The following is a 22924-nucleotide window of genomic DNA, read 5'->3' as shown; positions in this document are numbered from 1 at the left end:
CCGGGCGATCGCGGTCTTCGCCGTCGAGGCCACCACCTGGCCGGTGAAGCCGGAGCGCCGCGCCTGCGCGAGCGCGGTCACGCCGTCGGCGCCGTTGGTCGAGCAGGAGCCAAACGATATCCTGCCAAGCCTCGCCCCCTGGTCGAGAACCACGGCCTCAAGTGGTGCGTCTCGCAAATAACTAATCCCTGTTGGCGTAGAATCAGGGTATGACTTCACCCGCTGCCCCGCTCGCTGTCTCACCGGCCCAACGAGAGGTGCTGGAGCGAGTCGCTCGGTCCTCGGCGTCTGCGCCCCGGGAGGTGGTGCGTGCCCGGGTGCTGCTCGCTGCCGCCGAGGGGGTCGGGAACAAGAGGATCGCCGACGACCACGGGGTGAGCCCGGTGACCGTGCGGGCGTGGCGCAAGGCGTTTGCGGATGAGGGGCTGACCAACTGGGGCAAGGTCAGGTCCGGGCGGGGTCGTAAGCCCACGATCACCGAGGAGCAGGTCGCCGAGATCGTCGAGCTCACGACGAAGACCACACCGCCGGGCCAGACGCACTGGTCGTGTCGCACGATGGCGAAGCGGGTCGGGGTCAGCCCGGCCAGCGTGCAGCGGATCTGGTCCGAGCTGGGTCTGCAGCCGCACCGGGTGGACACGTTCAAGGTCAGCAACGACTCGTAACCACCGAGAAGCTCATCGACGTTGTCGGCCTGTACCTGGACCCACCGGAGAAGGCGATGAAGAAGGGTCGGGCCAGGACGATGACTCATGACTACAAGCGCAACGGCACCACGACCCGGTTCGCCGCCCTGGACATGCTCACCGGCAAGGTCATCGGTCAGTGCCTACCCCGACACCGGCAAGAGGAGTTCCTCAAGTTCCTTGAGACCGTCGATGAGGAGGTTCCCGACGGGCTGGCGGTCCACCTGATCCTGGACAACTACTCCACCCACAAGCACGAGGCGTGTAACAACCCGTAGATCGAGCCCGTGTCCACCCGACCTCACAGAACCCGGTCGTCGATCGGAACAGGTCACGCTGGCTCGGTGTCAGTCCTCACGTCATCCATCAATCCTCCCGAAACGACCGCCGGCCCCCGGGGCCGCCACGCGACGAAAACACCAGCCTCCTAGGAGTCGCCGCCGGTGACGCCGCTGGTGCCGGCGCGGACGTCGTGCAGCTGGTACTTCTCGATCGCCTGCTGCGGGACGCTCTCGTCGATCTCGCCGCGGTCGGCGAGCATCTGCAGGGCCTTGACCACCATCGACGGGCCGTCGATGTGGAAGAACCGGCGGGCCGCCGCCCGGGTGTCGGCGAAGCCGAAGCCGTCCGCGCCGAGGGCGTAGAAGTCCTCCGGGACCCACGGGGCGATCTGGTCGTGCACGGCGCGCATCCAGTCGCTGGTCGCCACGACGGGGCCGGTGCCCTCGGACAGCCGCTGGGTGACATAGGGCACCCGCCGCTCCTTGTCCGGGTGCAGGAACCGGTCCTCGTCGCAGGCCATCGCCTCGCGGCGCAGCTCGGTCCACGACGTCACCGACCATACCTCCGCCGTGACACCCCAGTCCTCCTGGAGCAGCTCACGGGCCTCCAGGGCCCACGGCACCCCGACCCCGGAGGCGAGCAGGCGCACGTTCTTGTCGCCCTCACCGCCGTCCGCGACCCGGTACATGCCCTTGAGGATGCCCTCGGCGTCCACGTCCTCGGGCTCGGCCGGCTGCACCGCCGGCTCGTTGTAGACCGTGAGGTAGTAGAGGATGTCCTCGGGGTCCTCGCCATACATCCGCCGGATGCCGTCCTGCACTATGTGGGCGATCTCGTAGGCGTAGGCCGGGTCGTAGGACACCACGGCCGGGTTGGTGGAGGCCAGCAGGAGGCTGTGGCCGTCGGCGTGCTGCAGCCCCTCACCGGTCAGGGTGGTCCGCCCGGCGGTCGCGGCGATCATGAAGCCGCGGGCCAGCTGGTCGGTAGCGGCGTAGATGCCGTCACCGGTGCGCTGGAAGCCGAACATCGAGTAGAAGACATAGAACGGCACCATCGGCAGCGCGTGCGTGTCGTATGACGTGCCCGCGGCGGTGAGGGCGGCGACCGAGCCGGCCTCGTTGATCCCGACGTGCAGGATCTGCCCGGACTCCGACTCCTTGTAGGCCAGCATCAGCTCGGCGTCCACGGAGGTGTAGTTCTGCCCGTGGACGTTGTAGATCTTGGCCGTCGGGAAGAAGGAGTCCATCCCGAAGGTGCGCGCCTCGTCCGGGATGATCGGCACGATGTGCTTGCCGAACTCCTTGTCGCGCATCAGGTCCTTGAAGATGCGCACGAAGGCCATGGTCGTGGCGATCGCCTGCTTGCCCGACCCCTTCTTGCCGACCTTGTAGGTGTCGTCACCGGGCAGCTGCAGGGGCTTGGCCTTCTCCGGCTGCCGCTTGGGCAGGCCACCACCTAGCTTGGTGCGACGCTCCCGCATGTACTGCAGGGTCGGGTCGTCGTCCGCGGGGCGGTAGAACGGCGGGGCGTAGGGGTCCTTCTCGATCTGCTCGTCGGTGATCGGGATCTTCAGACCGTCGCGGAAGGCCTTCAGGTCCTCCACCGTCATCTTCTTCATCTGGTGCGTGGCGTTGCGGCCGGCGAAGTTGGACCCGAGGCTGTAGCCCTTGATGGTCTTGGCCAGGATGACGGTCGGCTGGCCGGTGTGCTCCAGCGCCTCCTTGTAGGCGGCGTAGACCTTGCGGTAGTCGTGGCCGCCGCGCTTGAGCGCCCACCACACCTGCTCGTCGGACCAGTCCTTGACCAGCTCCTTGGTGCGTGGGTCGCGGCCGAAGAAGTGGTCCCGGATGAAGGCGCCGTCCTTGGCGCGGTAGGTCTGGTAGTCACCGTCCGGCGTGGAGTTCATCAGGTTGACCAGGGCACCGGAGGGGTCGGCGGCCAGCAGCTGGTCCCACCCACGGCCCCAGACCACCTTGATGACGTTCCAGCCGGCGCCGCGGAAGAAGGACTCCAGCTCCTGGATGATCTTGCCGTTGCCCCGGACCGGGCCGTCGAGGCGCTGCAGGTTGCAGTTGATGACGAAGGTGAGGTTGTCCAGCTCGTCGTTCGCGGCCACGTGCAGCAGGCCGCGCGACTCCGGCTCGTCCATCTCACCGTCGCCGAGGAAGGCCCACACATGCTGCTGCGAGGTGTCCTTCAGGCCCCGGTTGTGGAGGTACTTGTTGAACTGCGCCTGGTAGATGGCGTTCATCGGGCCCAGCCCCATCGACACCGTCGGGAACTGCCAGAAGTCCGGCATGTTCCGCGGGTGGGGGTAGGAGGGGACCGCGCGGACCTCGCCGTCGACGATGTGGGACTTCTCCTGCCGGAAGCCCATCAGGTCCTCCTCCTCGAGCCGTCCCTCGAGGAAGGCCCGGGCATACATGCCGGGGGAGGCGTGTCCCTGGAAGAAGATCTGGTCGCCGCCGCCCTCGTGGTCGCGGCCGCGCCAGAAGTGGTTGAAGCCCACCTCGTAGAGGGTGGCGGCGGAGGCGTAGGTGGAGATGTGTCCGCCGACCGAGATGTCCGGGTGCTGGGCGCGGTGCACCATGACCGCGGCGTTCCAGCGGATCCAGGCGCGGTAGCGACGCTCGACCTCCTCATCACCGGGGAACCAGGGCTCGCGCTCCGGCGGGATCGTGTTGACGTAGTCCGTCGTGGTCAGGGACGGGATGCCGACCTGGGACTCGCGGGCGCGCTCCAACATCTTCAGCATCAGGTAACGGGCACGACGACGGCCGCCCGCCTCGATCGCCCCGTCGAGGGAGTCCAGCCACTCCTGGGTCTCCTCGGGGTCGGTGTCGGGGATCTGACTGGGCAGACCGTTGACGATCGGGCCCGGCGTGTTGGTTGTCACTGACGTTCCTTCCACTGGGAGCAGCACTCTCCTGCCGGTCCATCCTTGCACGCCAGGTACGGTGGCCGCATGGGCCACCCCAGCTCCGCGGACCGGTCGTGTGCCGGACCACCAGACCCCCGTCATACTCGCCGCTGCGCACCCCCGCCGGCACCTCGTCATACTGCCCCCTGGGCATCCCCGTCAGAGGACCGCTCGCGTGTCGCGTCTTGCCTCTCCCGCCGTTCTCTAGTGGACTGTGCGCACTATGGCTAACGAAGGGAACCACCGTCAGGGTGGAGCGGTGGAGCGGCTCGGGTTCGCCCACGACATGATCGTGCTGGAGTACGGCTACGACGACGACGTCGACGAGACCTTCCGCGAACGCGTCATCGAGGTCGTCGGGAGTCCGCTCGAGGAGGAGGACTACACCGGTGTCGTGGACGCGGTGCTGCTCTGGTGGCGTGACGGCGAGGGCGACCTCACCGACGAGCTGGTGGACTGCCTGGCGCTGCTCGAGGAGGGCGGTTTCATCGCCCTCGTCACCCCGGGCAGCGGGCGCGGCGACCGGGTGCCCGCGCACGACGTCCAGGAGGCCTGTGCCACCGCGGGGCTGACCGCCAGCGGCGCGGTGCCGCTCGGCGACGACGGCGAGTGGCACGCCCAGCGCCTGGTCGGCCGACGGTGATCGCGGGCGTCCACGCGGCCTCCGTCCCGGCGGTCGGCGACCTGGCCCCGGACTTCACGCTGCGTGACCAGGACCGGGCGCGGGTGCGGCTCTCCGAGGCGGTGCAGGACCGGCACGCGCTGCTGGTCTTCTTCCCGTTCGCGTTCTCCAGCATCTGCACCGGTGAGCTGCTGGAGATCCAGCTCAACGTCGATGAGTTCGTCAACGACCGGGTCAACGTCTACGCCATCTCCTGCGACGCCCGGCACACGCAGGCTGCCTGGGCGGCGCACGAGGGCTACCGCTTCCCGCTGCTGTCCGACTTCTGGCCGCACGGCGAGGTGGCGCGGTCCTACGGGGTCTTCGACGAGAGGTCCGGCATGGCCGTGCGCGGCACCTTCGTGGTCGACCCGCAGATGCGCGTGAAGTGGGCCCTGGTCCACGGCCCCGGCGAGCAGCGCGACATCGGCGTCCTCCACGCGGCGGTCAAGGACCTCTGACCGTCGTCCCCGAGCGCGTCGGGTGGGGGACCTGCAGGTCACCGAGCGCGGGGGTGCTGACTGCAGCCCCCGCGAGCGCGTCGCCCGGCGACTTTCGCTTCCGCGCCCGGAGGGTGGGACACTCCAGTCAGCGCCGACCAGAGTCAGCGCTTCCACCATCTGAGGGAAGAGGTGTCCATGCCCGTCCAGGCTCCCCACGCGGTCGTTCTGATTCGTCCCCACCGCTTCACGCCGAACCCCGAGACGGCGGCCGACAACGCTTTCCAGGTGGCGGCTCACGGCGACCCGGTCGCGCTGGCCGAGGCCGCCTACCAGGAGGTCACGCGGGCTGCCGAGGTGCTCGAGGCCGCCGGCATCACGGTCCACCTCTTCGACGACGAGGACGCGACCCGGCCAGACAGCGTCTTCCCGAACAACTGGTTCTCCACCCACGCGGGTGGCCGGGTCGCGCTCTACCCGATGTACGCCGCGAGTCGCCGCACGGAGCGCCGACCGGACATCATCGAGATGCTTAAGGAGCAGTACCGCGTCCAGGACGTCATCGACTACTCCGGGCTGGAGTATGACGACATCTTCCTGGAGGGGACCGGGGCGATGGTCCTGGACCACGTGTCGCGGATCGCCTACGCCGCACGGTCGCGCCGCGCCGACCCGGTCGTCCTGGAGCGGTTCTGCACCGCCTTCGGTTATGAGCCGATGGCCTTCGACGCCGCGGACGCCGACGGCACGCCGATCTACCACACCAACGTGCTGATGTGCATCGCCGCGGACTTCGTGCTGATCGGACTGGACATGATCACCGACCCGCACCGGCGCCAGGTGGTGGCCCAGCGGTTGAGCGGTCGCCGCGGCACCCGGCCGGTGATCAACCTGAGCCCCCGGCAGATCCACGACTTCGCGGGCAACGCGATCGAGCTCGAGGGTCATGACGGGGAGCGGTTCCTGGCGCTGTCGACCCGGGCGGCGGCCACCCTGACCGCCGAGCAGCGGGCGATCATCGAGCGCACCTGCACGCTCCTGCCCCTGGACGTGCCGACCATCGAGCTGGCCGGAGGCTCGGTGCGTTGCATGGTGGCGGGCATCCACCTGGACGCCCGTCTCCCGCTGCCGGAAGGAGTGGGCCCGGCCGGGCTCGAACCGACGACAACCGCGGTGTAAACGCGGTGCTCTACCACCTGAGCTACAGGCCCTGAGCGTCGGCCCGGACGGTCCGGCGCGGCGCTGCGGCGCACCATTGTGCCAGCAACTCACGCCAGTTCACGCCACGCCGTCCATCCGCTGGCGTGACGCCTACCATGGGCCACGTGACGCAGACAGGTCAGTATGAGGAGCAGCTCACCCTGCGCGACGTGGTCGCCGTGCTCGAGCGGCTCTACCCGCCGGACACCGCGCAGTCGTGGGACCAGGTCGGTCTCGTGGCCGGCGACCCGGACCAGCCGGTCAGCCGCATCCACCTGGCCGTCGACCCCACGCTGGCGGTCATCGAGGAGGCCAGGGACGCAGGCGCTGACCTGGTCATCACCCACCACCCGCTGCTGCTGCGCGGCATCCACTCGGTGGCCACGACGAGCGCCAAGGGGGCAGCCGTGACCGAGCTGATCGTCAACGACATCGCGCTCTACTGCGCCCACACCAACGCCGACGTGGCAGACCCCGGCGTGGGCCAGGCGCTCGCGCAGGCGTGCGGTCTGACCGAGACCGAGGCGCTGGAGATCACCGAGGGCCAGGAGCTCGGCCGCGTCGGGGACCTGCCCCGGCCGACCACGCTCGCCGACTTCGCCCACGGCCTGCACGAGAACCTGCCGGCGACCGCCGCCGGGATCCGGGTGGCCGGTCCGGCCGACGGGACCGTGCGCCGCGTGGCCGTCCTGGGCGGCGCAGGGGACACCAGCTTCGGGGCGGTCCGGGCCAGCGGCGCCGACGTCTACGTGACGGCCGACCTGCGCCACCACCCGGCCCTGGAGGCCCGGGAGGAAGCGGTCCTGGCCGGCGGCACGCCATACTTGATCGACGCGGGGCACTATGCGAGCGAGTCGCTGTGGCTGCCCGGTCTCGCCGCACGCCTGGGTGCGGAGCTGGGGGCGGCTGCGGCTAGGTTGGAGATCCACGTTTCGCAGGTGCGGACCGACCCGTGGGACTTCGTCCTCGGAGCGGCCGGACCGCAGCAGAACCCCCCGAGCGCACCCCGCACCGACGACGCAGGAGACCACGCGTGAAAGCCGACCCGACGCAGCAGCAGCGGCTGCTCGACCTGCAGGCCCTCGACACCCGGCTCGGTCAGCTGGACCACCAGCTCCGGGGCCTGCCCGAGCACGCCGAGCTCGAGACCCTGACCGCCCGCGCCGCCGACCTGGACGCCGAGGTGGTGCGCACCACCACGGCCCGCGGCGACGTGCAGCGCGAGCTGGCCAAGGCCGAGCAGGACGTCCAGCTGGTCCGGGACCGGGCCGCCCGCGACCAGCAGCGCCTGGACGCCGGCCTCGGCAGCGCCAAGGACCTGCAGGCCATCCAGCACGAGCTGGAGTCCCTCGCCCGGCGGCAGACCACCCTCGAGGACGAGGAGCTGGAGGTCATGGAGCGGGCCGAGGCGCTGGACGCCGAGGTCGCTAAGGCGGAGGCCGACCGGGACGCCCTCGCCGCGCAGATCGCCGAGGTCACCGCCAGCCGCGACACCAAGGCTCAGGCGCTGCAGGCCGACCGGGCCGAGGTCGCTGCCGGCCGCGACGCGATCGTGGCCGACATCAGCGACGAGCTGGTCGCGCTCTACGACAAGATCCGCGCCCAGTCCGGCACCGGCGCGGCCCCCCTGCAGCAGCGCCGCTGCGGCGGCTGCCAGCTGGAGCTCAACCAGGTCGACCTGGGTCGCATCCGGTCGGCCGAGGCGGACGAGGTGCTGCGCTGCGAGGAGTGCCGCCGCATCCTGGTGCGCACGGCCGAGTCCGGTCTGTGAGTATGCCGTCGGGCCGGGGGCGGCGCCTCGTCGTCGAGGCCGACGGTGGGTCCCGGGGCAACCCGGGGGTGGCGGGCTACGGAGCACTGGTGCGGGACGCCGACGGCACGCTGCTCGCCGAGCGGGCGGCACCGCTGGGCACGGCGTCCAACAACGTCGCGGAGTACACCGGGTTGATCGAGGGGCTGCGCGCGGTCCTGGACCTCGGGCTGGCCGACGGCGCCACGGTCGAGGTGCGGATGGACTCCAAGCTCGTCGTCGAGCAGATGAGCGGCCGGTGGAAGATCAAGCACGAGGACATGCGTCGCCTCGCGCTGCAGGCCCGTGACCTGGCGCGCCAGATCCAGGCCGCCGGAGGCCGCGTGACCTACGCCTGGATCCCGCGGGCGGAGAACTCGGCCGCGGACGCGCTGTCCAACGACGGCATGGACGGTGAGACGGTGCGCCGGGACCACGTCGAGTCCGTCGTCCGCCCGGGCGCTCGCGAGGCGGAGCCGGCTCCGAGTCTGTTCGACCTCGACGATCCGGCGCCGCCCGTGAAGGCCGAGCCGACCTTCGGCGAGGTCAAGGCGCCCGTCGGCGAGGAGGTCTTCAGCACCGAGACCGACCCGACCCTGGAGGGATCGTGCCGGCTGATCCTGGTGCGCCACGGCGTCACCGACTTCACCCGCGCCCACAAGCTGGACGGCCGGGGTGGCGCCAACCCGCCGCTCAACGAGGAGGGCCTGGCCCAGGCCGCGGCCGCAGCGGGGGCCGTCAGACGACTCATCGACCGGTCCGGTCCCGCCCCGATCCAGGTGCTGACCTCCTCCCTGACCCGCGCCATGCAGACCGGGGGAGCGATCGCCGAGGCGCTGGGCGTCACCCCAGAGGTCGACCGGGACTGGGACGAGCAGGCCTTCGGTGACTGGGACGGCGCGACGATGGCCGACCTGGTGACCCGCTCCGGGCAGGAGCTGCTCGCGCTCCGCCAGGATCCGGCATACTCCCGCCCCGGCGGGGAGAGCCGCACCCAGCTGACCGGACGCGTGGTCTCCGCCCTGGGCAGGGCCATCGCCCGCGGCGGCACCGTGGTTGTCGCGACCCACCGGCTGCCGCTCATGGTGGTGCTCTCCCAGGTGCTGGGCATCGACAGCAACCGTGCCTGGTCCATCGCCACGGCGCCCGCGTCGCTCACCGCCTTCGAGTTCTGGCCCGATGGCGGGGCGCAGGTCGCCTTCGTCAACGACACGCACCACCTGCACGACCTCTGACGCCGGGGCGAACCGGGTTTGGTTCCCGCGAAGCCGCTACCAGTCGATGTCTGCCGGTTCGGGGTAGGGGCACTGCGTGTCCGGGATCACGCTACCCTCGACGGACGACTTGTGTGCATACCACGACTCTCCAGTGGCATAGGTCGCGACGAACTGCTCCTTGCTCGACGGCGGCGCAGGTTCATAGCCGTGGTCGACGAGGCACTTGTAGGCCTCGACCTCCAGTTCGTGGAGCGCTACCAGCTCCTCGCGTGACAACGGTGGCGACTCCGGGGCACCGCCTAGCGTCTCCTCACAGGTCGCCATGGCGGCGCGGCGCTCCGCTGGTGTGCCACCGCTCACGGAGATACCGCCGTCGACTTCGCGGTAGGTCGACGGGAACCCCGCCTCGGTGAGACAGTCCGCCATTCCGCGCGAGAACGCTACAAGTGCCTCCGCCTCGGCCTGCCGGTCGACGTGCTCATCCCCGGGTGCGGTCGAGTCCGTCGAGCAGGACGATAGGATCATTGCAACTGAAACGCTCAAGGCAAGGGCGGTCAGAGCCCCGATCCTGGGACGTTCGAGATTACGGCTCGACACACGCGTCGTAGGTTTGAGAACGGTCCACATCACCGTTCAGCGTGTAGACAACCCACTCCCCTCCGGTCAGGTATCCGCCGGTGGTCCGAACCATGTAGGCACTGCCGCCGTAGAAGAAGAGTGTGCTACCAGAGCCATAGCCGGGTGGTGTCACCTCCACTGTGCGGTTCGCTCGCCAGTGTACGGCGGGGGGTTGTGAACGTACACCCGCCACGACACGCTGGTAATGGTCGTGTACCGACAGTGGGCTCTGGATCTCTGCGGAACACAGATCTTCAACTTGTGCTGGTCACACCTGACCGTGAACAGAACCTGTGTGGTTGATGCCATACGCTGGCCGTGGCCATCCACCGACCCGGGAGCAGACCACTGATGCGCGTCGCCGAGACCATCCTCGACACGATCGGCAACACGCCGCTCGTCAAGCTCAACCACGTGACCGAGGGCCTCAGCGCGACCGTGCTGGCCAAGATCGAGTACGTCAACCCCGGCGGCTCGGTCAAGGACCGCATCGCGATCAAGATCATCGACGCGGCCGAGGCGGAGGGCAAGCTCAAGCCGGGCGGCACGATCGTCGAGCCCACCAGCGGCAACACCGGCGTCGGCCTGGCCCTGGTGGCGCAGCAGCGCGGTTACAAGTGCATCTTCGTCTGCCCGGACAAGGTCGGCGAGGACAAGATCAACGTGCTCAAGGCCTATGGCGCCGAGGTCGTGGTGACGCCGACGTCGGTGCCGCCGGACCACCCGGAGTCCTACTACTCGGTGAGCGATCGGCTCGCTGCCGAGATCCCGGGCGCCTACAAACCCAACCAGTACGAGAACCTCAACGGCCCGGCCTCGCACTACGAGTCGACCGGCCCGGAGATCTGGCGCGACACCGAGGGCACCGTCACCCACTTCGTGGCCGGCATCGGCACCGGCGGCACCATCTCCGGCACCGGGCGCTACCTCAAGGAGCAGGGCCCGGTCACCGTCATCGGGGCCGACCCGGAGGGCTCGGTCTACTCCGGCGGCACCGGCCGTCCCTACCTGGTGGAGGGTGTCGGCGAGGACATGTGGCCGGGGGCCTACGACACCTCCGTGCCGGACCGGATCATCCCGGTCACCGACGCCGAGTCCTTCGCGATGACCTCGCGCCTGGCGCTGGAGGAGGGACTGCTGGTCGGTGGCTCATCGGGCATGGCGGTGGTCGCCGCGCTGAAGGCCGCCAAGGATCTCGGCCCTGAGCACACCGTGGTGGTGCTGCTTCCCGACGGCGGTCGCGGCTACCTGGGCAAGATCTTCAACGAGGGCTGGATGCGCTCCTACGGCTTCAGCGCGGTCGCCGAGGAGAAGACGGTGCGCGAGGTGCTGTCGGCCAAGACCGGTCAGCTGCCCGACCTGGTGCACGTGCACCCCACGGACACCGTCCGCGACGCGATCGACATCATGGCGGAGTATGCCGTGAGCCAGCTGGTCGTCCTGGGTGCGGAGCCTCCTGTGGTCATGGGGGAGGTCAAGGGCTCCCTCACCGAGCGCGAGCTGCTGGACGCCGTCTTCCACGGGGAGGCACAGCTCACCGACGCCCTCACCAAGCTCACCGGGCCGCCCCTGCCGCTGATCGGCATCAACGACTCGGTCTCCGCCGCGCGGGAAGCCTTCACGGACGCCGACGCGTTGCTGGTGACGGAGGGGGGCAAGCCCGTCGCGGTGCTGACCCGCCCCGACCTGCTCACCTTCCTGTCCAGGTGAGGACCCGAGCGGACAAAACCTCCCTCAAAATGCGCACAGCGCGTGCAAGACTTCCCCAAGAATTGGAGCAGACGTGACCGGATTCTCCACCCGCGCCATCCACACCGGCCAGGCCTTCGACCCGACCACGGGCTCGGTGATCCCGCCGGTCTACCAGACCTCGACCTTCGTGCAGGAGCACGTCGGCGGTCTGCGGGGCGGCTATGAGTACACCCGCGGCACCAACCCGACGCGTGACGCGCTGCAGGAGCTCGTCGCCGACCTCGAGGGCGGCGTGCGCGGGCTCTCGTTCGCCTCGGGCCTTGCGGCCGAGGACGCGACCTTCCGCGCGCTGCTCAGCGCCGGTGACCACGTGCTGATGGGCAACGACGTCTACGGCGGGACCCACCGGCTGGTGAACAGGATCCTCAGGCCGTGGGGCCTGGACCTGAGCACCGCGGAGATGAGCGACCTCGACGCGGTGCGTGCCGGCATACTGCCAGAGACGAAGATGCTCTGGCTGGAGACGCCCAGCAACCCGCTGATGAAGATCACCGACATGGAGGCGGTCGCCGCGCTGGGGCACGAGCACGGCCTGATCGTCGTGGTGGACAACACCTTCGCCTCTCCCGCACTGCAGACGCCGATCAGCCTCGGCGCCGACATCGTGGTGCACTCGGCGACGAAGTACCTCGGAGGACACTCCGACGTCCTCGGCGGCGTCGTCGTGACCGCGAGCGAGGAGCACGCCGAGAAGATCCAGTTCCTCCAGTTCGCGGCCGGCGGGGTGTCCGCGCCGTGGGAGGTGTTCCTGACCATCCGCGGCATCAAGACCCTGGCGCTGCGCATGGAGAGGCACAGCTCCAACGCTGCCGCGATCGCGCAGGCGCTGGTCGGGCATCCCGCGGTGGAACGGGTCTACTACCCGGGGCTGGCCGACCACCCGGGGCACGAGATCGCGGCGAGGCAGATGAGCGCCTTCGGCGGGATGGTGTCACTGGGGCTCGCCGGTGGCGCTGGCGCGGCCCGTCGGTTCGCGGAGTCGACGTCGGTCTTCCAGCTCGCCGAGAGCCTGGGCGGGGTCGAGTCGCTGGTGAACTACCCGGCCGAGATGACCCATGCCTCGGTGCGGGGCACCGAGCTGGAGGTGCCGGACAACATCATCCGGCTCTCCGTGGGGATCGAGGACGAGGCCGACCTGGTCGCGGACGTGCAGGAGGCGCTCGGACGCCTGGGGTAAGCCGCCGGGGGTGCCGGCTGGCCAGGGCGACGGCACGTGCCCGCTGACACACTGGCCGGCATGAGCACACCACTTGAGGACTACGCACTGCTCTCGGACCTGCGGACCGGGCCCCTGGTGTCGCGCGAGGGGAGCGTCGACTGGCTGTGCCTACCCCGCTTCGACAGTCAGGCGGTCTTCTCCGCGCTCCTCGGGGGCCCGGACGACGGTCGCTGGCAGCTCTCGATCGCGGACGGCACCGTGGAGAGCTGGGGCTACGAGCCCTCGACGTTCGTCCTGGAGACGGTGTGGCGTTCCCCTACCGGCCGGGCGCGGGTGCTGGACTTCCTGCCGCCGGCCGACACCCAGGGTGACCTGGTCAGGATCGTGGAGTGCCTGGAGGGGCGCGTCGAGGTGGTGCACGACCTGCGGATCCGGTTCAACTACGCCCGGGCCACCCCGTGGGTCCGACGGCTGGAGGACACCGCGGACGGCCGGGAGCGGCTCAGCTCACTGGCCGGACCCGACGGCCTGCTGCTCACCGGGCCGCCCCTGCACGCGGCCCAGGAACTGACGGAGGGGACGTCCGGCGCCGGCAGGGCCGCACCGGACGACGACGAGGGCTCGCCGGACACCCGGGATGGCGGCCGGGCCCACCGGCTCGTCGGCAGCCGGATGCTGAGCGAGGGTGAGGAGACGGCCTGGGACCTGACCTGGTATCCCTCGTGGGAGGAGCAGCCCGAGGGCGTCGACGCCCGGGAGGCGCTGGAACGGACCCGGCGCTTCTGGACCGAGTGGGCGGACCAGATCGAGGCCGAGGGACTGCACGCCCTGGCCATCACCCGCTCGCTGCTCACGCTGCGGGCGATGACCCACGCGCAGACCGGGGGCATCGTCGCCGCCCCGACCGCCTCGCTCCCCGAGGAGTTCGGGGGCTCCCGCAACTGGGACTACCGCTACACCTGGCTGCGGGACGCCTCCCTGACGATCGAGGTCATGGTCGACCACGGCTTCACCCAGGGCGCCCTGCTGTGGCGCGACTGGTTGTTGCGGGCGGTGGCCGGGGACATCGACGACCTGCGGATCATGTACGGCCTGGGCGGTGAGCGGGAGCTGGACGAGAAGGAGCTGGACCACCTGTCCGGCTACGAGGACTCACGGCCGGTCCGGATCGGCAACGGTGCGGCAGGTCAGTACCAGGCCGACGTGCCCGGGGAGGTCATGCTCGCCCTGGCCCGGCTGCGCGACGCGGAGGGGTCCGAGGACGGGTACAGCTGGGGACTCCAGCGCAACCTGCTGCGGTACTGCGAGGCCAACCTCTCCCGCAAGGACCACGGGCTGTGGGAGATGCGTGGCGACCTGCACCACTTCACCCACGGCCGGGTGATGATGTGGGCGGCGTTCAACGAGGGCGTCCGGGCGGTCGAGGAGCACGGTCTGGCAGGGGACGTCGAGCACTGGCGCACGCTGCGCGACCAGCTGCGCACGGAGATCCTCGAGCAGGGCTACGACCAGGGCCGCGGCACCTTCACCCAGACCTACGACAACGACGAGGTCGACGCCTCGCTGCTGCAGCTGCCGCACACCGGCTTCGTCGCCTACGACGACGAGCTGATGCTCGGCACCGTCGCCGCGATCGAGGAGGACCTGCAGGGTCCGACCGGGCTGCTGCACCGCTACCGCACCGCCGCGGGTCTGGACGGTCTGGAGGGGGCGGAGTACCCGTTCCTCATGTGCTGCTTCTGGTTGGTCGAGCAGTACGCGATGAGCGGGCGGATGGACGAGGCCAGAAGTCTGATGACCCAGCTCCTCGACTACTCCAGCGGGGTCGGGCTGCTCTCGGAGGAGTACGACCCCGAGACCGGGCGGCTGGCCGGCAACTACCCGCAGGCCTTCAGCCACCTGAGCCTGATCAGGGCCGCCGACGCCCTCGCCTCCTGACCTCCGGACTACGCCGGCGGGTAGACGTCGAGCACCCACGGCCGGGACGCGGACGCGGGCTCGTGCAGCTCGACCCGGAAGGTCTCGGCGAGCACCTCGGCGAGCCCGGCCGGGGCGCGCGGGTCCTGATCCGCCTGACACAGGGCACGGGTGACCAGGCCGCGGGTGTGCTTGGCCATGTGCGTCGCCCCCGGCACGCGGATCTGGACCCAGCGCCTGGTGAGGTCGCCCTGCGGGAGCCAGGCCGCGGCATACGTGCTGGAGCGGCAGTCGATGATCAGACCGCGGCCGACGAGGTCGGGCAGCGTCTCGGCCAGGGGGCCGCGCCAGTGGCCTGCGAGCGGCCCGACGCCGGGCAGGTTGACCGCCATCGACAGCCGGTAGGGCGGCACCCGGTCGGTCAGCCGGAGCGCGCCGAACAGGGCGGAGACGACGAGGACGCGCCGGTTCGCACGGCGGCGAGCCGGGGCGTCCAACGAGGGCAGATCGAGGGCGTCATAGAGCACGCCGGTGTAGAGGTCGGCCACCGGCACCGACGGCGCGGTCGTGAGCCGGACGTTGCGGGCGATCTCCTCGGTCAGGTTGGGGCTGACGCCCAGTGTGGCGGCCGCGTCCGGCCGGCTGCTCGCTTCGGCCAGCGCAGCGACGACCTCGGCGCGGTGCGCATTGAGGGTCGGCAGCGACAGGCGGTCAAGATCGAGAGCGCGTCCACGGGTGCGACCAGCCTTGGACTCGGACGGAGGAAGCAAGATCAGCACCTGAGCAGGGTAGGCAGTGCGTGCTGCTGGCACCGCCGCCGGGTCAGTCAACGGCTGAGCTCGTCATGGTTTGCGCAGAGAGGTGTCTCGGGCCGAGCATTGACCAAGTCAAGTTGGTCGACTTACCCTTGAGTGATGGAGGTCACCGTCCAGGAAGCCAAGACCCACCTGTCCCGACTGCTGCGTCGGGTGGAGGCGGGAGAGTCCATCGTCATCCGGCGTGGCCGCGTGCGGGTCGCCGTGCTCAGTCCTGCACCGGTCGTGACCGAACGTCGCGACATCTGGGGTGACGTCGAGGGCGAACTGACCGACGAGTTCGATGAACCACTGGACGACCTTGCCCCTTATCGCTCATGAGGTTGCTGCTGGACACCAATGTCGTCGTCTGGCTGCTGCTCGGACAGCGGCGGTCAATTCCCCCGGATGTTGCCGACGCGCTCGCGAAACCGTCGTCCGCGGTCCTCGTGAGTGCGACCTCCGTGTGGGAGATCGCCATCAAGCGCTCCCTCGGGAAGCTCGCTATCGGCGAGTCATGGCATCGAGTCCTGATGAGACTCGACCTTGAGCACCTGCCCATCTCGGCGGAGCATGCCGCCGGGGTCGGGTTGCTTCCGTGGCACCACCGCGACCCGTTTGACCGCCTCCTCGTGGCGCAGGCCCTGGCAGAGGACTGCCTCCTGGTGACCGCCGACCGGACGTTGGACGCCTACCCGCCGCCCACGTGGTGGGGCGGCCCCGTGCCTGAACGCTGACGTCACGCAGCGCTGCCTGCGCTGTGTGGGGCCAGTTCTGCTTAGGGTTGCGGCTATGGGGCAGCGAGCGACGACGATCCGGGACGACCGCACCGACGGCAACGGCACCGAGCTGGAGGCGGCCTTCGCCGACATCCGGACCCGCATGGAGGTGCGCCAGGAGTTTCCGGAGGCCGCGCTCGCGGCTGCCCGCGCCGCAGCCGACAGCCCGCAGCTGCCCGAGCGGGACGAGACGTCGGTCCCGTTCATCACCATCGACCCACCGGGGTCGATGGACCTGGACCAGGCCATGCATATCGAGCGGGCCGGCGAGGGATATCGCATCCGCTACGCCATCGCCGACGTGCCGGCCTTCGTCGAGCCCGGCGGTGCGCTTGATGTCGAGGTGCGCCTGCGCGGACAGACCATCTACTGCCCCGACACCAGCGTGCCGTTGCACCCGAGGGAGCTGAGCGAGGCGGCGGCGAGCCTGCTGCCGGAGGCCAGCCGCCCGGCCTACGTCTGGGACATGTCGTTGACACCCGAGGGGGTGCGGGACTCGGCGGAGCTGTATCGCGCGATGGTGCGCTCGGTGCGGCGCTACACCTACGAGGAGGTCCAGGAGCTCATCGACGCCGGGGAGGCGGAGGAGACGCTCCTGCTGCTCAGGGAGGTGGGTGAGCACCGGATCCGACGGGAGTCCGAGCGCGGGGGAGCCAGCCTGCCGATGCCCGAGCAGGAGGTGCACGTCGACGACGACGGGACCTACTCGCTGCAGTTCCGGCCGCTGCTGCCGGTCGAGGACTGGAACGCCCAGATCAGCCTGCTGACCGGCATCGTCGCCGCGCAGATCATGCTCGACGGCAAGGTCGGCATCCTGCGCACGATGCCTCCGGCGCAGCAGCGCGACGTCGACCGGTTCCGGCGCCAGGTCAGGGCACTGGGTGTGACGTGGCCCAAGGGGATGGCCTACGGCGACTTCCTGCGCACCCTGGACCGCACCGACTCCAGGCACCTGGCGATCATCCACGACGCCACGGCGCTGTTCCGCGGCGCGAGCTATGAGGCCTTCGACGGGACGCCGCCCGAGCAGACCGAGCAGGCGGCGATCGCCGCGCCCTACACTCACGTCACGGCACCGCTGCGTCGGCTCATCGACCGGTTCGTGCTGGTGGTCTGCGAGGCGCTCACGCAGGGGCGGGAGATCCCGGGCTGGGCGCGGGAGGCACTGCCGACGCTGCCCGAGATCATGGACGAGTCCGGGCGCCTGGCCAAGGCCGTGGAGCGTGCCTGCACCGACGCCACCGAGGCCGCTGTGCTCGCGCACCGGGTCGGGGAGCAGTTCGACGCGGTCGTCGTGGACGACGCGGGCAAGAAGGGCTGGCAGGTGCAGCTCACCGACCCCGCGGTCAACGCCGTCGCCGAGGGCCGGGCCGAGCTGGGCAGCGAGGTCCGGGTCGAACTCGTGCAGGCCGAGATCGCCACCCAGCAGGTGCGCTTCCGGATCGTGTGAGGGGCGGGTCGGTCCGTCGACCGGCAGGCCAGGCCCTCAGCCGCGCAGCGTCGCCATGGCCCGGGTGGCCGCCTCCAGCGAGTCGAACAGGTCGGCCGCCTCGTCGGCGTTGCGGTCGGCCGGCGTGAAGGTCTCCCCGTCGAACTCGGTGAAGGTGCTCAGCGCCACCTGCGTGCGGATGTCGTACATGTCCGCGTTGGCGACGACGATGCGCCAGGCCTCGACCGCACGGGCGCCGGACATCGCGCCGTAGGAGACGAAGGCGACGGCCTTCTTGACCCACTCCGGGTAGATCACGTCGAAGGCGTTCTTGAAGCCGCCCGGCACCCCGTGGTTGTACTCGGGCGTGACGAAGACGAACCCGTCGTACCCGTCGACCACCTGGCCCCACCGGGTGACGCGCTCGTCGTCATACTGCCGGTTCGCCGCGCCGGGCACCGTCGCCGAGGTCAGCACCGGCAGGTCGAACTGGCGCAGGTCCACGAGCTCATAGGTCGCCGCGCCGTCCCGGGCCTGAGCCAGCTTGCTCAGCCAGCTGCCCACGTCGTCGCCCTTCCGGTCGTCACGCACGGATCCGATGATGATGGCAATCTTCATGTCTCTCCTCGTCTCGGGTGCAGCTCCCATCCTGGCCGAAGCCGCGGTGGAGCGCGCCCGAGTCTTCCCGGAAGCAGACCGTCCGGGTCGGCCTCTACGGTGGTCGGGACGAGACGACAGGGAGATGGAGCAGCGATGGATGTGATCCTCATCGGTGGCCTGTGGCTCACCGCGGACGTATGGCGTGAGGTCGCCGAGGGCGTGCGGGCGCGGGGACACCGGGTGGTGCCGCTGGCGCTGCCGGGTCAGGGCGACGGCAACCAGCTGGCAACGTTCGAGGACCAGGTGGCGACCGTGCTCGCGGCGGTGGACGGGACGGACGGGAAACCGCTGGTCATCGGTCACTCGGCGGCTGCGACGCTCGCCTGGCTCGCCGCGGACCGACGGCCGGACCGGGTCGCTGGGGTCGGGCTGATCGGCGGCTTCCCCCCCAGCGACGGCACCACCTATGCCGATTTCTTCGAGCCGGTGGACGGGCAGATGGCCTTCCCCGGCTGGGAGGCGTTCGAGGGGCCGGACTTTGCGGATCTGGACGAGGCGACCCGGGCGCGGATGGAGGCGGCGATGGTGCCGGTCCCCGTCGGCGTGAGCAGTGGCACGGTGCAGTATGCCGATCCGCGCCGGTCCGCGGTGCCCGTCACCCTGATCTGTCCCGAGTTCGGGCCCGACGAAGCCCGGGAGTGGATCGCCTCCGGCGACCTGCCCGAGCTGGCGGCCGCCACCGCGCTGGACTACGTCGATATCGACAGTGGTCACTGGCCGATGACCAGCACGCCCCAGGAGCTGGCGACGATCCTCGCGGACCTGGCCGATCGGCATACTGCCGCCGCCTGAACCACCGGGGGACGGGTGTCCGCTGGGTGAACTCGGCGGGTTCAGCACCTGATCCGGTGCCCGGGGCAATACGGTCTCTGGTGTGAGCACGCGCGATGACACCACCGGCACCGGCCCGGGAGACGGGCCGGTCGACCCGGCGATCGCCCCGTCCTTCGACCCCGACGAGACCACCACCGCCCTGGAGGCCTCGGGCGGGGCGTCCAAGGGCAAGATCACGGCGTGGGCGTTCTGGGACTGGGGGGCCCAGCCGTGGAACACCGTCATCACGACCTTCGTCTTCGCGGTCTACCTCACGAGCGAGAGCTTCGGGTCAACCAACCACACCTCCCAGATGCTGGCCATCTTCACGGCGATCTCCGGGTTCTTCGTCGCAGTGCTCGCCCCCGTCCTCGGCCAGAACTCGGACCGCTCCGGACGCACCGTGCGCAACCTGCGGTGGCAGACCTGGCTCCTGGCACTCATCGCCGCCAGCCTGTTCTTCGTGCGGGCCGACCCCGGCTACCTGGTCCTGGGCCTCGTGCTGCTGGGGATCGGCTCCGTCGTGTCCGAGATCGCCGGGGTGAACTACAACTCCACGATCGAGCAGGTGGCCACGCCCCGGACGATCGGGCGGGTGTCCGGCTACGGCTGGGGCTTCGGCTATCTCGGCGGCATCGTCGCTCTGCTGGTGATGTACTTCCTGTTCATCCAGCCCGAGGTCGGCCTGTTCGGGGTGACGGGCGAGGACGGGATGGACATCCGCGTCTCGATGCTCATGTGCGGCATCTGGATCGCGCTGTTCACCATCCCGGCGCTGGTCTCCCTCAAGGACCGACCGGTGGAGCGGGCACCCCGGGTGGGTGTCGTGGACTCCTACCGGCTGCTCTTCGGGACGATCCGGCGCCTGTGGAGCACCTCGCGCCACACCGTCTGGTTCCTGCTGGCCTCGGCGCTCTTCCGCGACGGGCTGGCCGGTGTCTTCGCCTTCGGCGCGGTGCTGGCCGCGGGGACGTTCGGGATGAGCGCCGGTGAGGTGATCATCTTCGGCGCCGCCGCCAACATCGTGGCCGGTGTCGCCACCATCGCCTTCGGACTGCTCGACGACCGCATCGGGCCGAAGAAGGTCATCCTGCTGTCCCTCGCGGCCCTGGTCGTCCTGGGACTGCTGATCTTCGTCCTCCACGACGGGGGCAAGACGGTCTTCTGGGTCCTGGGTCTGGGACTGACGGTCTTCGTCGGGCCGGCCCAGGCCGCCTCGCGGTCGTTCCTGGCCCGGCTCATCCCGGAGGGGAAGAGCGGCGAGATCTTCGGGCTCTACGCCACGACCGGTCGGGTGGTGTCCTTCCTCTCCCCGGCGGCCTTCGGCGTCGGGATCTGGCTCGGCGCCCGCGTCACCGGGGAGGAGAACACCCAGTACTGGGGCATCCTCGGCATCGTGCTCATCCTGGCCGCCGGCGCCCTGGCGATGGTGCGGGTCAAGGAGCACACCGACCACCGGATGGGGTGAGGGACCTACCGGCCCCGGCCACTCGGCATACTGCCTCGTCAGGAGCACGTAGACTGGACCGGTGGATGAGTCGGTCAGGCGGCCGCGTCGAGCCCTTCGGGGACTCGCCGAGGAACGTCCGGGCTCCACAGGGCACGGTGGTGGCTAACGGCCACCCGGGGTGACCCGCGGGACAGTGCCACAGAAAGCAGACCGCCCCCGGCCCCGGCCGGAGGTAAGGGTGAAAGGGTGGTGTAAGAGACCACCAGCGCGCCGGGTGACCGGCGCGGCTAGGTAAACCCCACCGGGAGCAAGGTCAGACAGCACGCGTCTGAGGGCGGCCCGCCCGAGCGTGCGGGTAGACCGCTAGAGGTGGCCGGCAACGGTCACCCGAGATGGATGGTCGCCACCGTCGCAGTGCCGGCAACGGCGCGACGGGACAGGACCCGGCGTATCGACCGACTCATCCACCCATCTCGGCCGCGGGCAGCAGGGCGCGTCGCAGCCGGTCGACGACGGCGTCGTCGACGCCCGCCGTGTCCAGGTAGCTCCTGACGCCCCCGTGCTCGTCCTCCAGCCAGGCGAGGGTGTCGCGCAGCACGGACGCGGGGGAGTGCGCCATCACCTCGAACAGGTTGTCGGTGACCGGCACCCGGAATCGCCGCACCTTGCGCAGCATGGTCTCGGTCCACTCGCCGGCGAGGTTGGCCTGGGTGGCGGCGTAGTCCGCGACGACGGTCTCCTCGTCCACGCCGACCGCCGTGAGCACCAGGGCCACCACCAGGCCGGTCCGGTCCTTGCCCGCGGTGCAGTGCACCAGCACGGGCCCGTCGGCTGCGGCGATGGTCCGGATGGCCGTCGCCAGGTCGTCGCGATGGTGGGTCAGGATGGAGCGATAGACCCCGCGCAGGTCGAGACTGCCGGGGTCGGTCCCCGGCGACGCGCCGGAGATGGGGATGGCCACGCGTTCCGCGCCCGTGCCCCGCAGCCGGTCGCGCCCGCCGATCCTGCGGTCGAAGTCGGAGCGCAGGTCGATCACGACCCGGATCCCGAGGTCGGCCAGCCGCCGTCGCCCGGCTCGGGACAGCCGGTGCAGGGCGTCGGAGCGGTAGAGGCGCCCGGGGGTCAGAGCGCGGGGTGCGACCGCGCGGAAGTTGTAGGTGCGGGGCACCTCGAGACGGCTCACCGCGGCGCCGGGGGCGGAGCTACTCATCCCCTGACTCTAGGGCCCGTCCACCCGCGCTCGTCCGCCGTGCCGGACCGCGCGGGAAGGTGTAGACACGGGGTATGTCACAGTCAACCCTTGACGGGGTGCGGCCGGCCTCGGCCGGTCCGCGGTCGCTTCTCTGGCGCCGGGGTGGATTCGGCCTCCTCGTCCTGTTTGTCGCCGCCGGCGTCTTCGGTTTCCTGGGGGACCGCGAGGGGGTCGTGGAGGGACCGGCCGCTGATGGTCACCACCTGCGGCTGGAGTATGCCGAGAGCGCCCGTCCGGGGATGGATGTCCCGTTCGAGATCACGGTCACCAGGCCGGAGGGTCTCGACCCCGAGGTGACGCTCGCACTCACCGGGGAGTACCTCGACATGTTCGAGACCCAGGGGTGGTACCCGGAGGCCACCGAGATGACCCGAGACGGTGAGTGGGTCTACCTCACCTTCGCCACCGAGGGGCAGCCGGTGATGGTCATCGACTTCGACGCCTACATCCAGCCCAACGCCCTGCGGGCCCGCTCGGGAGAGCTCGCCGTCGTCGTGGACGGTGAGCCGGTCGACCCGCTGTCCTTCCGCACCGTCCTGTTCCCCTGACCGCTCGGCGGTCATTCCACGAATCCGGAGGCCTCATGGACATCGTCATCCGCGCCGCGGTGATCTTCATCCTGCTGTGGTGCGTCACCCGGCTGGCCGGGCGCTCGACCCTGGGTGAGCTCAGCTCCTTCGAGCTGATCCTCTTCATCACGATGGGGGACCTGGTGGCCGAGGGGGTCATCGGGCAGGACTACTCGGCGACCGCCGCGATCCTGGCGGTCGGCACCATGGCGGTGCTGACCATCAGCGTCTCCTGGGTCAACTCCCGGTGGCGCGGGCCGGCCCAGGTCACCCACGGGGTCCCCGTCGTCGTGGCCAAGGACGGTGAGCTGCTGCATGAGGTGCTGCGTCGCGAGCGACTCGGGCTCGATGACCTGTTGGCCGCGTGCCGGGGACAGGGGATCGAGCGGACCGCCGACATCAAGCTGGCGGTGCTGGAGGCCAACGGACAGCTCAGCTTCTTCACCGACGAGGGAAGCTCCTCCGGCTCCAGCGAGCAGCCGTCGGTCGGCTGACGTCACGGCCCAGGGCCGGTGCACCCTCACCCGCCCGGCAAGG

The 22924-nt window shown here is 70.2% G+C and carries 21 protein-coding genes, 1 tRNA gene, 1 other RNA gene and 1 pseudogene; 18 read left to right on the top strand and 6 right to left on the bottom strand.

The features are described 5' to 3' along the window. Positions 1-209: 209 nt before the first annotated feature. Positions 210-946 (top strand): annotated as a pseudogene (locus MWU75_RS18385) (IS630 family transposase); the annotation flags it as partial. Positions 947-1113: 167 nt separating this feature from the next. On the opposite strand, the gene aceE reads toward MWU75_RS18385, so the two are convergent. Next, positions 1114-3864, bottom strand: coding sequence for a pyruvate dehydrogenase (acetyl-transferring), homodimeric type (gene aceE / locus MWU75_RS18380; RefSeq protein WP_247093682.1), 2751 nt, complete (start codon positions 3862-3864; stop codon positions 1114-1116). 247 nt (positions 3865-4111) lie between these two features. Between aceE and MWU75_RS18375 the strand changes: the two genes are divergently transcribed. The 3 genes from MWU75_RS18375 to MWU75_RS18365 all read left to right on the top strand — a co-directional run bounded on the left by MWU75_RS18375 (position 4112) and on the right by MWU75_RS18365 (position 6168). After that, complete coding sequence (locus MWU75_RS18375) at positions 4112-4531, top strand: DUF3052 domain-containing protein (RefSeq protein ID WP_247093680.1); 420 nt, start codon at positions 4112-4114, stop codon at positions 4529-4531. Further along, positions 4498-5010, top strand: coding sequence for a peroxiredoxin (locus tag MWU75_RS18370; RefSeq protein ID WP_348647808.1), 513 nt, complete (start codon positions 4498-4500; stop codon positions 5008-5010). Before MWU75_RS18375 ends, MWU75_RS18370 begins: the two co-directional genes overlap by 34 nt. Before the next feature lie 177 nt (positions 5011-5187). Further along, entirely contained in the window at positions 5188-6168 is a 981-nt protein-coding gene (locus MWU75_RS18365) for an arginine deiminase-related protein (RefSeq protein WP_247093750.1), read from the top strand. Here MWU75_RS18365 and MWU75_RS18360 read toward each other — a convergent pair. After that, a tRNA-Val gene (locus tag MWU75_RS18360) sits at positions 6128-6200 on the bottom strand. The two genes, MWU75_RS18365 and MWU75_RS18360, sit on opposite strands and share 41 nt — an antisense overlap. Positions 6201-6314: 114 nt before the next feature. Here MWU75_RS18360 and MWU75_RS18355 point away from each other — a divergent pair. Genes MWU75_RS18355 through MWU75_RS18345 form a run of 3 tightly spaced genes read left to right on the top strand, consistent with a single transcriptional unit; the run spans position 6315 to position 9213 of the window. Further along, positions 6315-7226 (top strand): Nif3-like dinuclear metal center hexameric protein, encoded by a 912-nt coding sequence (locus tag MWU75_RS18355; protein WP_247093677.1) that lies wholly within the window; start codon positions 6315-6317, stop codon positions 7224-7226. Beyond that, entirely contained in the window at positions 7223-7960 is a 738-nt protein-coding gene (locus MWU75_RS18350) for a C4-type zinc ribbon domain-containing protein (protein WP_247093675.1), read from the top strand. Before MWU75_RS18355 ends, MWU75_RS18350 begins: the two co-directional genes overlap by 4 nt. Positions 7961-7962: 2 nt before the next feature. Continuing rightward, a complete protein-coding gene (locus tag MWU75_RS18345) occupies positions 7963-9213 on the top strand; it encodes a bifunctional RNase H/acid phosphatase (protein ID WP_247093673.1) in 1251 nt (416 codons plus the stop codon). A 36-nt stretch (positions 9214-9249) separates the two neighbouring features. On the opposite strand, the gene MWU75_RS18340 is transcribed toward MWU75_RS18345, so the two are convergent. Continuing rightward, the gene (locus MWU75_RS18340) at positions 9250-9822 is read right to left on the bottom strand and encodes a hypothetical protein (RefSeq protein WP_247093671.1); all 573 of its coding nucleotides are present in this window, start codon (positions 9820-9822) and stop codon (positions 9250-9252) included. Between the two features lie 342 nt (positions 9823-10164). On the opposite strand from MWU75_RS18340, the gene MWU75_RS18335 reads away from it, so the two are divergent. The 3 genes from MWU75_RS18335 (at position 10165) to MWU75_RS18325 (ending at position 14662) form a co-directional block, all read left to right on the top strand. Beyond that, on the top strand, positions 10165-11523 hold the full coding sequence (locus MWU75_RS18335) for a cystathionine beta-synthase (protein ID WP_247093669.1): 1359 nt from the start codon (positions 10165-10167) through the stop codon (positions 11521-11523). Between the two features lie 73 nt (positions 11524-11596). Continuing rightward, positions 11597-12742, top strand: coding sequence for a cystathionine gamma-synthase (locus MWU75_RS18330; protein WP_247093667.1), 1146 nt, complete (start codon positions 11597-11599; stop codon positions 12740-12742). A gap of 60 nt (positions 12743-12802) precedes the next feature. Further along, positions 12803-14662, top strand: coding sequence for a glycoside hydrolase family 15 protein (locus tag MWU75_RS18325; protein ID WP_247093665.1), 1860 nt, complete (start codon positions 12803-12805; stop codon positions 14660-14662). Positions 14663-14670: 8 nt separating this feature from the next. Here MWU75_RS18325 and yaaA read toward each other — a convergent pair whose 3' ends face one another. Then, positions 14671-15420: a peroxide stress protein YaaA gene (gene yaaA / locus MWU75_RS18320; protein WP_247093663.1), complete on the bottom strand. Its 750-nt coding sequence runs from the start codon at positions 15418-15420 to the stop codon at positions 14671-14673. A 135-nt stretch (positions 15421-15555) separates the two neighbouring features. Here yaaA and MWU75_RS18315 point away from each other — a divergent pair, with 135 nt between their 5' ends. The 3 genes from MWU75_RS18315 to MWU75_RS18305 are packed head-to-tail and all read left to right on the top strand — an operon-like array spanning position 15556 to position 17664. Then, positions 15556-15777, top strand: coding sequence for a type II toxin-antitoxin system prevent-host-death family antitoxin (locus tag MWU75_RS18315; protein ID WP_247093662.1), 222 nt, complete (start codon positions 15556-15558; stop codon positions 15775-15777). Between the two features lie 2 nt (positions 15778-15779). Then, positions 15780-16172, top strand: a complete 393-nt coding sequence (locus MWU75_RS18310) for a type II toxin-antitoxin system VapC family toxin (protein ID WP_247093660.1) — start codon at positions 15780-15782, stop codon at positions 16170-16172. Between the two features lie 55 nt (positions 16173-16227). Next, positions 16228-17664, top strand: coding sequence for an RNB domain-containing ribonuclease (locus MWU75_RS18305; protein ID WP_247093658.1), 1437 nt, complete (start codon positions 16228-16230; stop codon positions 17662-17664). 36 nt (positions 17665-17700) lie between these two features. Here the strand turns inward: MWU75_RS18305 and MWU75_RS18300 are convergent, their stop codons facing one another. Further along, the gene (locus MWU75_RS18300; RefSeq protein WP_247093655.1) at positions 17701-18261 is read right to left on the bottom strand and encodes an NAD(P)H-dependent oxidoreductase; all 561 of its coding nucleotides are present in this window, start codon (positions 18259-18261) and stop codon (positions 17701-17703) included. A 135-nt stretch (positions 18262-18396) separates the two neighbouring features. Here MWU75_RS18300 and MWU75_RS18295 point away from each other — a divergent pair, with 135 nt between their 5' ends. From MWU75_RS18295 to rnpB, 3 genes are all read left to right on the top strand, one after another. Continuing rightward, positions 18397-19095: an alpha/beta hydrolase gene (locus tag MWU75_RS18295; protein ID WP_247093654.1), complete on the top strand. Its 699-nt coding sequence runs from the start codon at positions 18397-18399 to the stop codon at positions 19093-19095. Between the two features lie 82 nt (positions 19096-19177). After that, complete coding sequence (locus tag MWU75_RS18290; RefSeq protein ID WP_247093652.1) at positions 19178-20584, top strand: MFS transporter; 1407 nt, start codon at positions 19178-19180, stop codon at positions 20582-20584. A gap of 66 nt (positions 20585-20650) precedes the next feature. Beyond that, positions 20651-21033, top strand: an RNA gene (rnpB, locus tag MWU75_RS18285) — RNase P RNA component class A. Here the strand turns inward: rnpB and MWU75_RS18280 are convergent. After that, complete coding sequence (locus MWU75_RS18280) at positions 21027-21776, bottom strand: tyrosine-protein phosphatase (RefSeq protein WP_247093649.1); 750 nt, start codon at positions 21774-21776, stop codon at positions 21027-21029. The genes rnpB and MWU75_RS18280 overlap by 7 nt on opposite strands. A 74-nt stretch (positions 21777-21850) precedes the next feature. Here MWU75_RS18280 and MWU75_RS18275 point away from each other — a divergent pair, with 74 nt between their 5' ends. Together MWU75_RS18275 and MWU75_RS18270 are read left to right on the top strand one after the other, a co-directional pair. Continuing rightward, positions 21851-22366, top strand: coding sequence for a hypothetical protein (locus MWU75_RS18275; protein ID WP_247093647.1), 516 nt, complete (start codon positions 21851-21853; stop codon positions 22364-22366). 35 nt (positions 22367-22401) lie between these two features. Continuing rightward, the gene (locus tag MWU75_RS18270) at positions 22402-22881 is read left to right on the top strand and encodes a YetF domain-containing protein (protein ID WP_247093645.1); all 480 of its coding nucleotides are present in this window, start codon (positions 22402-22404) and stop codon (positions 22879-22881) included. Positions 22882-22924: the final 43 nt, after the last annotated feature.

The organism is Ornithinimicrobium sp. F0845 (assembly GCF_023015765.1).
In the GTDB taxonomy this organism is placed as follows: domain Bacteria; phylum Actinomycetota; class Actinomycetes; order Actinomycetales; family Dermatophilaceae; genus Ornithinicoccus.
The sequence above is the reverse complement of the archived record's forward strand: the minus strand, read 5'-3'. Positions and strand labels throughout refer to the sequence as shown.

Bases quoted from the DNA above. Each gene is read 5' to 3' on its own strand.
- MWU75_RS18375 (WP_247093680.1), top strand. From the start codon at position 4,112: ATGGCTAACGAAGGGAACCACCGTCAGGGTGGAGCGGTGGAGCGGCTC.
- MWU75_RS18365 (WP_247093750.1), top strand. From the start codon at position 5,188: ATGCCCGTCCAGGCTCCCCACGCGGTCGTTCTGATTCGTCCCCACCGC.
- MWU75_RS18345 (WP_247093673.1), top strand. From the start codon at position 7,963: ATGCCGTCGGGCCGGGGGCGGCGCCTCGTCGTCGAGGCCGACGGTGGG.
- MWU75_RS18340 (WP_247093671.1), bottom strand. From the start codon at position 9,822: ATGTGGACCGTTCTCAAACCTACGACGCGTGTGTCGAGCCGTAATCTC.
- MWU75_RS18335 (WP_247093669.1), top strand. From the start codon at position 10,165: ATGCGCGTCGCCGAGACCATCCTCGACACGATCGGCAACACGCCGCTC.
- MWU75_RS18325 (WP_247093665.1), top strand. From the start codon at position 12,803: ATGAGCACACCACTTGAGGACTACGCACTGCTCTCGGACCTGCGGACC.
- MWU75_RS18315 (WP_247093662.1), top strand. From the start codon at position 15,556: ATGGAGGTCACCGTCCAGGAAGCCAAGACCCACCTGTCCCGACTGCTG.
- MWU75_RS18305 (WP_247093658.1), top strand. From the start codon at position 16,228: ATGGGGCAGCGAGCGACGACGATCCGGGACGACCGCACCGACGGCAAC.
- MWU75_RS18300 (WP_247093655.1), bottom strand. From the start codon at position 18,261: ATGAAGATTGCCATCATCATCGGATCCGTGCGTGACGACCGGAAGGGC.
- MWU75_RS18295 (WP_247093654.1), top strand. From the start codon at position 18,397: ATGGATGTGATCCTCATCGGTGGCCTGTGGCTCACCGCGGACGTATGG.
- MWU75_RS18280 (WP_247093649.1), bottom strand. From the start codon at position 21,776: ATGAGTAGCTCCGCCCCCGGCGCCGCGGTGAGCCGTCTCGAGGTGCCC.
- MWU75_RS18275 (WP_247093647.1), top strand. From the start codon at position 21,851: ATGTCACAGTCAACCCTTGACGGGGTGCGGCCGGCCTCGGCCGGTCCG.
- MWU75_RS18270 (WP_247093645.1), top strand. From the start codon at position 22,402: ATGGACATCGTCATCCGCGCCGCGGTGATCTTCATCCTGCTGTGGTGC.